At 58.2% G+C, this 12,233-nt stretch carries 11 protein-coding genes; 10 read left to right on the top strand and 1 reads right to left on the bottom strand.

Features of this window, described 5'->3' with window-relative positions:
- Positions 1–5: 5 nt before the first annotated feature.
- Positions 6–1,352: a glutamine synthetase family protein gene (locus CKW26_RS14155; RefSeq protein ID WP_095049042.1), complete on the top strand. Its 1,347-nt coding sequence runs from the start codon at positions 6–8 to the stop codon at positions 1,350–1,352.
- A gap of 102 nt (positions 1,353–1,454) precedes the next feature.
- Positions 1,455–2,423 (top strand): aldo/keto reductase, encoded by a 969-nt coding sequence (locus CKW26_RS14150; protein WP_095049041.1) that lies wholly within the window; start codon positions 1,455–1,457, stop codon positions 2,421–2,423.
- Between the two features lie 3 nt (positions 2,424–2,426).
- Here the strand turns inward: CKW26_RS14150 and CKW26_RS14145 are convergent, their stop codons facing one another.
- The gene (locus CKW26_RS14145) at positions 2,427–4,400 is read right to left on the bottom strand and encodes a GTP-binding protein (RefSeq protein ID WP_095049040.1); all 1,974 of its coding nucleotides are present in this window, start codon (positions 4,398–4,400) and stop codon (positions 2,427–2,429) included.
- Positions 4,401–5,181: 781 nt separating this feature from the next.
- Here CKW26_RS14145 and CKW26_RS14140 point away from each other — a divergent pair.
- From CKW26_RS14140 to CKW26_RS14105, 8 genes are all read left to right on the top strand, one after another.
- Positions 5,182–6,423: a M48 family metallopeptidase gene (locus CKW26_RS14140; RefSeq protein ID WP_218251766.1), complete on the top strand. Its 1,242-nt coding sequence runs from the start codon at positions 5,182–5,184 to the stop codon at positions 6,421–6,423.
- Positions 6,420–6,854: a VOC family protein gene (locus CKW26_RS14135; protein ID WP_095049038.1), complete on the top strand. Its 435-nt coding sequence runs from the start codon at positions 6,420–6,422 to the stop codon at positions 6,852–6,854. The genes CKW26_RS14140 and CKW26_RS14135 overlap by 4 nt, the downstream gene beginning before the upstream one ends.
- Entirely contained in the window at positions 6,848–7,972 is a 1,125-nt protein-coding gene (locus CKW26_RS14130) for a PQQ-binding-like beta-propeller repeat protein (protein ID WP_095049037.1), read from the top strand. The genes CKW26_RS14135 and CKW26_RS14130 overlap by 7 nt, the downstream gene beginning before the upstream one ends.
- A gap of 36 nt (positions 7,973–8,008) precedes the next feature.
- On the top strand, positions 8,009–8,656 hold the full coding sequence (locus tag CKW26_RS14125) for a class I SAM-dependent methyltransferase (RefSeq protein WP_095049036.1): 648 nt from the start codon (positions 8,009–8,011) through the stop codon (positions 8,654–8,656).
- 73 nt (positions 8,657–8,729) lie between these two features.
- On the top strand, positions 8,730–9,548 hold the full coding sequence (locus tag CKW26_RS14120) for a hypothetical protein (protein ID WP_141231859.1): 819 nt from the start codon (positions 8,730–8,732) through the stop codon (positions 9,546–9,548).
- Between the two features lie 81 nt (positions 9,549–9,629).
- Positions 9,630–10,616 carry an ATP-binding cassette domain-containing protein gene (locus tag CKW26_RS14115; RefSeq protein WP_095049034.1) on the top strand — a complete coding sequence of 329 codons (987 nt, stop codon included), beginning with the start codon at positions 9,630–9,632 and terminating at the stop codon, positions 10,614–10,616.
- Positions 10,616–11,422 (top strand): ABC-2 family transporter protein, encoded by an 807-nt coding sequence (locus tag CKW26_RS14110; RefSeq protein ID WP_095049033.1) that lies wholly within the window; start codon positions 10,616–10,618, stop codon positions 11,420–11,422. The genes CKW26_RS14115 and CKW26_RS14110 overlap by 1 nt, the downstream gene beginning before the upstream one ends.
- Positions 11,419–12,207, top strand: a complete 789-nt coding sequence (locus CKW26_RS14105; protein ID WP_095049032.1) for an ABC transporter permease — start codon at positions 11,419–11,421, stop codon at positions 12,205–12,207. Before CKW26_RS14110 ends, CKW26_RS14105 begins: the two co-directional genes overlap by 4 nt.
- Positions 12,208–12,233 lie beyond the last annotated feature (26 nt).

Here is a 12,233-nt window from a genome sequence, read left to right as displayed (position 1 = left end):
ACACGATGGACGCTGTCTGCGCTGACCTGCTCGCCGAAGTGCGTGCCTTTCGCCAACGCTACCCCGAGGTGCGTTATGTCGATCTGATTTGCCTGGACATTCCCGGGCACTTCTATGGCAAGCGTTATCCAATCGACATGCTCGAAAAAGTCGCCGCCGGCAGCGTACTGAAGCTGCCGCAGAATTGCGTACTGTTGGGCGTGCAGGGTGGTTTGTTCCCGATTGGCGATTACTGCTTCAACGACGGCGATCCGGATGCCGTGCGCCGTCTGGTGCCGGGCACCTTGAAGCCGGTGACCTGGGAAGCGCAGCCGCTGGGGCAGATGCTGATCACTTCCGACGGCACTGAAAAGCCGATCGAATTCGAACCCCGTGAAGTGCTCGCACAGGTGCTTAAGCGCCTGGCGCGCAAAGGCATTCACCCGGTGGTGGCCTTTGAGCTGGAGTTCTACCTGTTCGATAAAAAGCTGCGCGACGGTCTGCCACAATTCCCCCGCGACGACCTGACCGACGACGCCGATGATCAACCGAACCTGCACATCGAGCGGCTCTCACGCTTCGCGCCGGTGTTGGATGAAATGGTCGAAGCGACGCGGGCGCAGGGCATCGACGCCACGGTGATTACCGCTGAACTCGGCCCTGGACAGTTTGAAATCAATTTCGGCCATCTCGACGACGGTTTGCGTGCGGCGGATTGGGCGGCGTTATTCTGCCGCAGCACTCGAGGTGTGGCGCTCAAGCATGGTTATCGCGCCAGTTTCATGGCCAAGCCGTACTTGCAGCATCCGGGCAGCGGCATGCATGTGCATGTCAGTTTGTACGACGCAGTCGGCAATAATCTGTTGGCGGCCAATGAGCAGCAGCCGCTACGCCATGCAGTCGCGGGGTGTCTGGAATTGCTGCCGCACAGCATGCCGATCTTCGCGCCGAACCAGAACTCAATGCGCCGATTGGGCGGCACGGTGAACACCGCGACCAAAGCCAGTTGGGGTTTTGAGGATCGTGATGCGTGTTTGCGGATTCCCGAGTCGGACGCAAAGAACCTGCGGGTTGAATATCGCTTGGCGGGGGCGGATGCCAATCCGTATCTGGTGCTGGCGGCGATTCTGGTGGGGCTTGAACACGGGCTGGAATCGGCTAAAGAACCGATCACACCGCTGAATGAAGACCGCAACAGCGGGATCGATTTTCCCAAGGAAATGTTAGAAGCCGTGCGTGCGATGCAGCATCAGCCGCAGTTGCGTGAGGGCTTGGGCGCAGAGTTTGTGGATGTATATTGCGAGAATAAACGCCAGGATCATTTGGCATTCATGCAGGAGATCAGTGCGCGGGAGTACCGGTGGTATTTGTGACACCTGCAAAGCAGTCAGCCTTGAAGGGGGCAGGTGCCGAGACTCCACTATACTGCCCCGCGACATCATGGAAGCTTCGTAACAGGGACGGCGATATCGATCATGAACTACAGACGACTGGGACGCTCGGGACTCAAGGTTTCCGCGATTGCGATGGGAACCGCACAATGTAACTGGTGGGTCGACGAGCCTACCTCACGCCGCTTGTTCGATGCCTATGTCGAAGCGGGCGGTAACCTGATCGACACCGCGGATGTCTACCCGGTTCTGGGCGACGGTGTCGGTGGCAAGGCTTCCGAGGCGTTCGTCGGCCGCTGGTTGAAAACCACGACCAGGCGTAATGAGGTATTGCTGGCAACGAAGGTGTCCGGGCGCATGGGGCCTGGGCCGAATGACGAGGGGCTTTCCTGGCGGCACATCGTCAAGGCTGTGGAGGGTTCGCTGGAGCGATTGCAAGTCGACTGCATCGATTTGTATCAGGCCCATGATGACTACGATGATATTCCGGTCGAAGAAACCCTGCGCGCCTTCGAACATCTGGTGCAGCGGGGCATGGTGCGTTACGTCGGTTGCTCCAACTTCAAGGCCTGGCGCCTGATGAAATCACTGGCGATCAGCGAGCGCAACGCACTGGTCGGCTACGTCAGTGTTCAAGAACGCTATAACCTGCTCGAACGGTGTCGTGTCGAATCCGAACTGCAGCCATTGTGCGTGGAAGAGGGCGTCGGACTCTTGCCGTATAACCCGCTCGCCAAGGGCTTTTTGTCTGGCCTGTACCACCCGCAGGCAGGATTGCCGGATTCTCCGCGCGCGCCGGGTGTACAGAGAGATTACTTCAACGAGCGCAACTGGCAGATCCTTGAATCACTGCGCCGGATTGCACGGGACTGCGACAGCACCTGTACGCAAGTCGCACTTGCCTGGTTGCTGGCGCAACCTGCGGTGGTGGCACCCGTGGTGGGGGCCAGTACTGTCGAGCAATTGCGCGAGATCATGGCGGCGCCACAACTGCACCTGCCGGCCGCCGATGTCAGTCATCTCAATCAGATCAGCCAGCCGCCGGTTCAATAGCCATCAAGCACTGCTTGCCGGCCGTCCGGTGCGCAAGCCCAGTCTGACTTGCCGCAGGTAATCCTGGCGATTGTAAGGGTTGGCCAAGGTGCGCTCCCGGCGAGGCGCAGTGCCCGTGACTGGCGTATACGTGGCCAATTGGCTTTCCATAAAACCAAGGCCGCTGGTGACATCGGGTATCTGGTGCTGCAACTTGTAGATTCGCGTGGTGACGATCGAGCCTTCGATCCGCGCGGTCTCTGCGTCCAGCGTGGTGCCATGGATTGTGGCCCCGGCCTTGGCCAGCAAACCATGCACCGCGCTGCTCAAGGCCGCCGGCACTTCGATGCTGAACTGGCTGCGCGGCTCGCAGACCGCGGTGCCGGCGCGGCTGATCGCTGCAGCCAGTACCAGCGGTGTGAGGTGTCGAAAATCAGCCGCAGTGCTTGAGGGCGATGCATAGTCGACGGTGGTCAATATCACCTCGCAATCGTGAACCATCCAGCCGCACGGGCCTTCCTTGAGACTCTCGAAGACCGATTCTTCAATCGCTTTGTAGAAGCTCGTCGGCATCAGCCCGGCATGGGCTTGACGAATGAATGTGAGCCCCGATCCTGCCGTCCCTGGACTGACACGAATACCGACGGTGGCGAGAAACGGGTTGTCGGGTTCATCGATTGATTCCTGGGCCTGACCAGACGCTTGCAAGGTTTCAACGCAGATCGCCGAGCTTTCCTCGAAGATCGCCTCGATGGCGTACTCCTCTTGCAGCGTGGCCTGGATGATTTCCTTTTGCACCTCGCCGTACAGCGAAACGAACATTAGCCCCGCCGGGTTTCGGCGCAAATCGATCAGTGGATCCTGTTCGGCCAGCAGGCTCAATGCTTCCCAGAGGGCTTTGGTCTGCGCTGGCAAAGCGGCTGAAACATGGGTTTCGATCGCCGGCGGGGTAAAGGTGCGCGCGGCTGTGTTGCGTTCTCTGCACGCGCCGATCCGATCGCCGATGCGCACGCCTTCAAGCCCGGTGACGCAAGCGATCTGGCCTGCGCGGGCAAGCGTTGCCGGTTGCAGACCGCCGCTTTCGGAGACCTGAATGGCGGTGATCCGGCTGGTGCCTTGCGGCGTCTCGATCGATTGGCGTACGTGCAGCGTGCCGGCCTGGACACAGACATGAAAACGCCGGTGCCCACCCCAGCCCCGATCGATCTTGAATACCGAGGCAAGCACAGGTGCCTCGGCATCGTGACATCTGGCCGGGGCCAACCGCGTGAGCGTCTCGATCATCTGTGCGACGCCAACACCGGTAATGGCGGACCCGGCAAACACCGGATTGACCAGGCCTCTGCCCAGTTGCTCGCGCACCACTTGTTCAAGGCGCGAACCGTCGATTGTTTGCGCCGCCGTCACGTAGTCGTGCAACAACGTCTCATCGTGTTCGCACAGCACGTCCAGCCACTGTGACGTGACCTCGGCTGACGCCTGATCAATGCGTTCGACCGTGGCCTGTGCCGTGCCGGCGTCTCGCACAGTGCACAAGGCCAACGGGTGACTCTTGAGCTGAGCCTGGAGAGCCTCCAGGGTGCGCAGGAAATCGGCGCCTTTACGATCAACCTTGTTGATGAAGAAAACATGAGGTATCGCCATTCGTTGCAGGGCGTTGACCAGTACCCGGGTTTGCGCCTGAACCCCCTCGACGGCCGACACCACGACGACGGCGAGGTCGAGCAAGGCGAGCGTACGCTCCACCTCGGCAATGAAATCCGGGTGCCCGGGGGTGTCCAGCAGATTGATCAGCAGGTGGTTGAGCTCGAACGAGGCCACGGCGGATTTGATCGTGATGCCACGCTCCCGTTCCAGCAGCAGGCTGTCGGTGCAGGTGTTGCCCGAATCCACACTGCCCAGGCGCAAACGCGCACCGACATCGAACAGGATCCGTTCGGTAAGGCTGGTCTTGCCGGCATCGACGTGCGCGAGGATTCCCAGATTAAGGGACTTCATGGTTGATCGCTCCTGATCATACGGCTGACGAGGCGGGTGTCGGCCGGTCGAACTCCATTCGAATGCGCTGTCCCACGGCGGATACATCCAGTTACCACCGGTGACGGTTGTTTAAACTAGTTGAGGTTTGTAGGTGCGTCAATTCACCACGGACTGTTGCAATTTGTTTCTGCTGTACCTTTTAACGCTGAAGGTGCCGAAATTGCGAGGCGCGACGGCGGGTAACTTTCTGTGCACCGTCGCGCATCGCAAAAAACATGATCGGGTTATTTTTCATTTAAACCATTGATACACGTCGAAAAACGCCAACGGAACTAACTAGAAGGTTCGTTTGGCCCTGGCGCGTGCCTTTCACAAACTTTCTTGACGTATCTTCGGACGACAGCTAAATCTTACGTCGCTGCAATTTGCAGCAAACTTTAAATCACATGGAGACAGTGAAATGATCAAATATCAAAGCGTACAAAATCGGATGCTGTCGGCGCTGTTCATCCTCTGAGAAGCAGTAACTTCCATTTCGGCCGCATTGAAAGATTCGGTCGTGAACGAAGTAACGGAATCGCATGGATATGCCATGCATACTTTTAAAAAGGAGCTTCAACATGATTAAGTTCAATAGCGTACAGAACCGAATCCTTTCGGCACTGTTCATCCTCTGATTGTCCGCTGTACACAAGATACCGGTGTCTTGTGAGGTACGGCCGAAGCATTGTTTCGGCCGTATTTAATCTCGACAGCGCAGTTTCTACATGTCATTAGGGAAAGTGATATGCACAGCAAATTGGACGATGCTTTTTCGCGCGCCGTGTTTTTCTATGATGACGCAGGCGCCCATCCGACGAATTGGTCGCGCTCCGTGTGTGCGGGGCTGGCGGAGCAGAACTTCGATGAGGTGCCTTACCGGGTGCCTCAACTGCTTGAGCCCTCAACGCTGATTGAAGTGGCGCAGCGCCACGCAATCGGTGTCGACGAACTGGAGTTTTTTTCTTACCCGATGGATGGCCCGGTGACCAAGGTCAAGTGGTTGGCCGACATGCTGGAATGGGCCCCGCCGGTGCAGAAATTGAGCCTTGCACAGTGTCTGGCCGCCAGTTGCAGGTACCGTTACGCCAATCAGGTATTGACCAAAATACCTTACGAGGCACTGTTTCCCGACCAGCGTGTGACATTTCATCTGACCCGGTTTGCCATTCAGAACCGTCTTGAAATGACCACTTCGCATCAGCAAGACTTCACTGCGCTCAAGGCATTGCTACAGGCTCAACGTATGCCACCGTCCAGGGTTCTGGACGTTTGCTCGCAGGCGATTGTCTGGAAACTGAAAGGCGATTCCATCGATGATGAATTGAATAAATGGTTCATCGACGCTGGCGAAAAGGCCGCCCGGCAGATTGCTTCGAGCGACGCGCCGGTGGATCTGGTTTCGCTGTCATCGTTCTATCGCGGACTGGCCATGGTGCCGGCAGCCCGGGGCGACGTGGCAACCACGCGACAATACATGCTGCTGGCCGAAGAATATGCCGATGCGGTCATCCGTGGAGAAAAAGGCGCGAGTATTCCGGCAAGGGAAGCGCGCAAGACTGTTTACGAATCCAAGCTCAAGGAAATGCTCTATGTCGCCCGCGACATCGAGAGCGCACGCCAGGTGGCCGACGAGTTGATCGCCTACGATCCTCACTGGAGCATTTCCTATCACGAGGCTGCCGAAATCGAAGTCAAGGATCAGCAGTGGCAGCGTGCGTTGCAACGTTATCAGCAAGCTTACGATATCGGTTTTCCACGCGTGACGTATTCGCAGTACATGATCGGTGCCTGTCATCAGCAAATGGGTAACTTCGATCAGGCACTGGCGGCATTCAAAGACACCTTGTCGCTGGACACGACCAATATATCCGCAGGCGTCGCCGGTTATGAGGTCGCCTTACAGCACCTTCCAGAACAATTGCCTTTCTTCACGTCCTGCATCGACCGTTGGCAAGCTGACGGTATATTGCCCGACGAATATCGAGGGTTAGTCCAATGAGCGCTGCACTCGACAAGATCAAGATAGTTGCTGTGGATCATATTCAACTGGACGTCGCCGACATTGAAGAGAGTCGCGATTTTTATGCGCGCGTGTTTGGCTTCGAAGTCAAGGAAGTGGGCATTCGCGCATTTACCCGCTGGATGACGATCGGTGCCAATGAAACACTTTACTTATGCATGCATGAATATGCAGAAGGCCGCGGCGTAAAAAACGACGGACTGGAAATTACCCACTTCGGGATTTTAGTAGAAGACTTCGATCGGGTGCTGACGCAACTTCGCGATCACGGCGTAAAGTTGCTGCCGGACTATGAAGTTCAATACCATTCTTCACGTTCCGTTTATTTTATTGATCCTAACGGTTACAAAGTCGAAATCTCCGAGAAGTACGGCGGCGGTATCGAAAGTGCCAGGCACACCTCATGCTGAACGGACCCGGAACGGCATATGCGCAGCACCTGCAAAGCACTTGGTACAAAAACAACCAGGCGCTGCGCAGCCACAGACCCTGGCGCGAAATCTCGCACAAGAACTGGCAGGCTCCTCCTGCTTTTCAACGCACGGTTTCCTGCGACGAGAGGGTATGGAGCATTCCCGGCAGGATCGCAGATGACCGGATTCTGTTCGGCTGCTGGGACAACAGCTTGCAGTGCGTACGCTTGAGTGACGGCGAGCCGCAGTGGCGGTTTGCGACTCAGGGACCGGTCTATAGCTCGCCCGCCGTGTCGGCGGACGGCAGTTTCGTCGTGGGCTGCGAGGACCATCTGCTACGTCGCATAACCTGTGACGGCGAATGCCTGTGGACGTTTCAGGCGCAAGGGCCGTTTCACGCCAGCCCGACCATCGACTCCGCCAGACATATCGTCTACGCCGGCAGCTACGACCATACGCTCTACGCCGTCGACCACGTTTCGGGCACGTTGCTGTGGAAGCAGTCCTTCGACGAGCAGGTTGAGGATGACCTCTATAGCTCGCCGGCACTGGACGGGAACGGCAATGTCATCGTCGGCACAGACAATGTGCTGATGTGCTTCAGCCCCGAAGGCGAGGAGCGCTGGAGAATTACCGAAACCAGCCGGTTTGAAGGCACTGCTGCGATCGATCATGCCTCGGGGCGCGGGATCATCGGCACCGAAGTCGACGGCAAGATCATTGTCTTCGATGCTGCCGACGGTACGGTGCTGCGGCAATTTCACACCGACGGTTTCGTAGTCTCGTGTCCGAGTCTGTCACCGGAAGGTGTGGCGTACGTCGGCAGCAATGACGGTCACGTGTACGGCATTGATCTGCACAGCCTGAAAATGTTGTGGCGGGTCAATCTCGCCTGCGAGTTCCGCTACACACCCTTTACCGTGCTGCCAAGCGGCGACGCGTTGTTCGTCGGCACCGACGAGCGTTTGCACTGCCTGGCGCAACATAGCGGACAAACCTTGTGGCAACTGGAGCACGACACGGGATTTCATTCCTCTCCGTTGCTCACTGATGATGGGCACCTGGTGATTGGCTCGCACCGTAACGCTGTGCATTTTTATCAATGGATCCGCTAGCGTGGATCGAACCCCGGCAGTAAACAGGAGTGGTGGATGAGTCACGAACTGCAAGTCGAGACGCTCTTCGACGAATGGGCCATCGAGGATGGCGCGGTGGACATGGCGCGCGAGCATTGGGCACGGGTCGAGCCGGTATTGTCCGCGCTTGAATCGTCTACAGGTCGCTACCTGGAGATCGGTCCGGGCAACGGATATGCCCTGGAGTATATGGCTCGCTCGAAGTTTGCCAACGGCTATTGCCGGGCTGTGGAGCTCAGTCAGGAAATGGCGCGCATGTGCAGAACCAGAGTCGAGGATTGCAACAATGTCGACATCGATGTCGAGAGTTTCATGAACTGGCGCCCACCGGCGGGCATGCAGTTTGAGCTGATTTTTTCCATGGAGGTGTTCTATTACTTCGAAGACGTCACCGCCGCTATCGAAAAAGCCGCCGGCCTGCTGGCGCCCGGTGGCGAGCTGATTGTCATGGTGGACTATTACGAAGAAAGCGAAGAGTCGCAGGGATGGGAGCAAGAGCTGGAGGTCAAGCTGACACGCTGGTCACGAAGCCGATTCCTCGAAGCTTTCGAAGCGGCTGGCCTGCAAGCCGTCAGCCAGGAGGAAAAACGTGGTGGTGTGCACGAGCATGGCGTAACGCTCTGCACCCGAGGCACAAAAGCCTCGACAGGCGTAGCTGCGTGACGCAGCGCAAAAAACCATTGCGGCAGTCGCCAGGTGTAGCGGGTGAGCGATGTGCTTTGCGGGGAAGGCGCCGGTGATTTCCCACCTGGATCACGTCGTCTACCCCGTGTCGCAAGGCCTGTTCGATGAGGTCATCGGTCAGTTCACCCGCGCAGGCTTCATGGCGCATACGCGACAAGTGCGTCACGATGATGGCCGCGTCAGCGCATTCTTCCGGTTGAGCGGCGGGTATCTGGAGTTCTGCACGGGCAATGCGCCGGGGAGCGATCGAGGCTGTTCAATCTGGCTGTGTTCAACGGATCTGATGGCACATCTGGCGTGCCTTTTGCCCTCGCAGCGCGCAGCCCTGGCCCTGTCGGCCAAGGCTCCGGCGGGCGAGACGGCGCCGGCCTGGCTGATCGCCGACTTACCCGCCGGTGATACGGGCGATGTCAGTGTGTCGCTCATCGAGTACGTGCGCGGCATCGGTGGCGACCTTGCCACTCAAGTCTCGGATAACGGTTTGTTTGCGCTCGGCGGAGTGTCATTGCTCTGTGCCCGGCCGAAGCAGGAACAACACCATTACTTCACACACCTGGATGACCGGGTCAGCATCGCAATGGAGCCGGGACGCTTGATGATCGGTCAGCAGCGTCTGGCCTTTCTTGAACGTCAGGCGTTACCCGGCAACGCGTCGACCGCTCTGATGGCGGCGCCGTGTCTGGTGCACCTGATCACGGTCGACGTCGATCGGACGAAGGCGTTGCTGCAGGCGGCCGGTTTCAAACTGCAAGAAGTACTCGGCCTCGGCCTGTTGGCCCGATCGAGTCTGGCGCCAGCGGTTTGCCTGGTGATCGACGACGGTTTGTCTGTGCAAGCCCATCACGATCAACTGCTGGCTCGCCGTGGCTGAGTACGCCAACATACAGGGATCGCCACCGTTACATGCTGGCGTGTTGACTGAAGTGAAGGATGCGGGATTTCAAGGATAGGTATGTCAAAAGCAATCGAGCTGTGTGGTATCAGCAAGGTTTACGAGGTTTACCGGGCCCGTGACGACCAATCGCGCAGCCTGTTGCGTTACTTTCGTCGCGAGAAGACGTACGTGCCGGCTGTTACGGATGTTTCCTTCTCGATAGACGCGGGTGAAGTGGTTGGTTTTCTCGGCGGTAATGGCGCGGGCAAGACCACCACGCTGAAAATGCTCTCGGGTATCGTGCGACCGAGCGGCGGCCATCTTTCGGTATTGGGCCATGACCCGTTCAAGCGGCGCGCGGAGTTCCTCAAGTCAATCGCCCTGGTGATGGGGCAAAAGCAGCAACTGACATGGGATCTGCCGGCGCTGGAGTCCTTCCATCTTCATGGTGCGCTGTACGATATTGCGCCTGTCGAATGCAGGCGCCGGATCGATGAGCTGTGCCAGTTGCTGTCGGCCGGTGACATCATTCGGCGTCCAGTCAGGAAGCTGTCGCTGGGCGAGCGGATGAAATGCGAGCTCATCCTGTCGCTGCTGCATCGCCCGAGTATCCTGTTTCTCGACGAGCCGACCATCGGCCTCGATCTGGAGATGCAGGTCGCCATCCGCAAATTCCTCCTTGAGTACAATCGCGAGTCCGGCGCCACGATTATTCTCACCTCACATTACATGGCGGACATCGAGGCATTGGCCAACCGCGTCATTGTGCTGGACCAGGGACGCGTGGTGTTCGATGGCGCACGTCAGGCACTGGTCAAGGCGCACGTCAATGAACGCCAGGTCAGCCTGCGCTTTTCCTCGCAAGTGGGCAGTGACGAACTGAGCGTTTACGGCACTCTGCTCAGCCTGGACAGTGATAGTGCCGAGTTGTTGGTGCCTGAAGAGCAATTCGCCGACACCGTGGGGCAACTGCTGGCGAACTTTCCGGTGACAGACATCTCGATCCAGACGCCCTCCCTGGAGCAGGCGTTTCCGCGCCTGCTGCTGCCAAAGGAGCACGCGTAATGGTTGCGCTGGCTTCGTGGCCCGGCATTGCCGGACGCCTGCTGCGCACAAGCGTGCTGGTGACCGTGGTCTACCGGGCGCAGTTGTTTGTCTGGTTGGTCAGCGGCGTCGCACCGTTGTTCATGATGATGATTTGGTGGGAGCTGTCACGGGACAAGGTCATCGGCGGTTATGCGCCCAGTGATTTCGTGGCGTATTTCCTCGGCATCTATCTGGTCAGACAGCTGACTGCCGTATGGGTCATCTTCGTTCTGAACGACGAAATCCGCCAAGGCACGCTGTCCGGTCGACTGCTGAAACCGGTCGCACCTTTCTGGTTTCACGTGGCAGAGCATTTGGGGCAGATGGTGGTGCGCGCACCGATCGTCATCACCGTGTTCTGTGTCGGCGCCTCGTTGTTTGCCATCGACCTGGCAGCTGTCGCCTGGCGATTACCGTTGTTCCTCGTCTCGCTGGTGCTGGCCTGGATCATTATTTTCCATATCTATTACTGCGTCGGCCTGCTTGCGTTCTGGATGGCCAATTCGCTGGCGCTGGATGCAATGGTCTGGTCGATGTACACGGTGCTGGGCGGCATGCTGATTCCGGTTGACCTGTTTCCCGAAGCGACCCGTCATCTAGTGGCGCTGCTGCCGTTTTCCGCCTCACTGGATTTTCCGGTCAAGGTGCTGATCGGCAAGGCCGCCGACGGCGGCGATCTGCTGCAGGGGTTTGCGGTGCAACTGTTCTGGGTGGTGCTGCTGGTGGGGCTGCGTCGGGGGCTGTGGCGCCAAGGGTTGAAGCGTTTTTCGGGGGCCGGCATATGAACCTGCGACCGTTGAAAGTGCTGCTGGCGCTGATCAGGCATTCGATGCTTGCGGAACTGGAGTTTCGTATCAATGCCGTCACCAATGCCCTGAACACGGTGGTCGGGATGCTCCTGGCGCTGTACTTCCTTGATGCCATGTTCAGCGAAGTCGGAAGTCTGGGCGGCTGGAACCTGCATCAGGTACTGGCGCTGTTCGGCGTGGCTCTGGTGCTGGAAGGTTTGCTTGAGGTCTGGCTGTTTCCGAGCCTGCATGCGCTGTCGGAGCAAGTGCGCACCGGGGATCTGGACTACATGCTGGTGCGCCCGGTCGACAGCCAGTTTCTGGTGTCATGCTCGAAAATCAGCCTTTGGGAACTGCCCCGCGTATTGATCGGGCTCGCGGTCGTTGTGTATGCGATGCACAGCGAAGGTGCGCTAGGGCTGGGCAATCTCGCGGCGTTTCTGGGGTTGATGGCGGCAGGGGTGGCGATTTTCTACTCGTTGTTCCTGATTACCTGCACCTTGTCGATCTGGTTTGTGAAGATCGGTGATGTCTGGATCATCAGCTACACGCTCATGGAGATCGCGCGGTTTCCGGTCACGGCGTTTCCGCAGACGATCCGCATGGTCCTGACGTTTCTGGTCCCGGTGTATTTCGTTTCCAATGTCCCGGTTGCGGCGGCGATGGGCATGGTCGGCTGGCAGGAAGTCATGGGCGCGCTGCTTTTTGCCGTCGCGTTTGTTTGTCTGTCACGGGTGTTCTGGCTGTTTGCGCTGCGCTCTTACAGCAGTGCCAGCAGCTAGCGCTTGAGAAACCGCGCAACTGGATG

The sequence above is a fragment of the Pseudomonas sp. Irchel s3h9 genome, from assembly GCF_900187475.1.
GTDB lineage: Bacteria > Pseudomonadota > Gammaproteobacteria > Pseudomonadales > Pseudomonadaceae > Aquipseudomonas > Aquipseudomonas neuropathica.
This window is presented reverse-complemented; position numbering and strand designations above follow the sequence as displayed.

What these genes read in the sequence shown, in the direction of transcription:
- CKW26_RS14155 (WP_095049042.1), top strand. Translation starts at nt 6, where the DNA reads ATGGACGCTGTCTGCGCTGACCTGCTCGCCGAAGTGCGTGCCTTTCGC.
- CKW26_RS14150 (WP_095049041.1), top strand. Translation starts at nt 1,455, where the DNA reads ATGAACTACAGACGACTGGGACGCTCGGGACTCAAGGTTTCCGCGATT.
- CKW26_RS14145 (WP_095049040.1), bottom strand. Translation starts at nt 4,400, where the DNA reads ATGAAGTCCCTTAATCTGGGAATCCTCGCGCACGTCGATGCCGGCAAG.
- CKW26_RS14135 (WP_095049038.1), top strand. Translation starts at nt 6,420, where the DNA reads ATGAGCGCTGCACTCGACAAGATCAAGATAGTTGCTGTGGATCATATT.
- CKW26_RS14130 (WP_095049037.1), top strand. Translation starts at nt 6,848, where the DNA reads ATGCTGAACGGACCCGGAACGGCATATGCGCAGCACCTGCAAAGCACT.
- CKW26_RS14125 (WP_095049036.1), top strand. Translation starts at nt 8,009, where the DNA reads ATGAGTCACGAACTGCAAGTCGAGACGCTCTTCGACGAATGGGCCATC.
- CKW26_RS14115 (WP_095049034.1), top strand. Translation starts at nt 9,630, where the DNA reads ATGTCAAAAGCAATCGAGCTGTGTGGTATCAGCAAGGTTTACGAGGTT.
- CKW26_RS14110 (WP_095049033.1), top strand. Translation starts at nt 10,616, where the DNA reads ATGGTTGCGCTGGCTTCGTGGCCCGGCATTGCCGGACGCCTGCTGCGC.
- CKW26_RS14105 (WP_095049032.1), top strand. Translation starts at nt 11,419, where the DNA reads ATGAACCTGCGACCGTTGAAAGTGCTGCTGGCGCTGATCAGGCATTCG.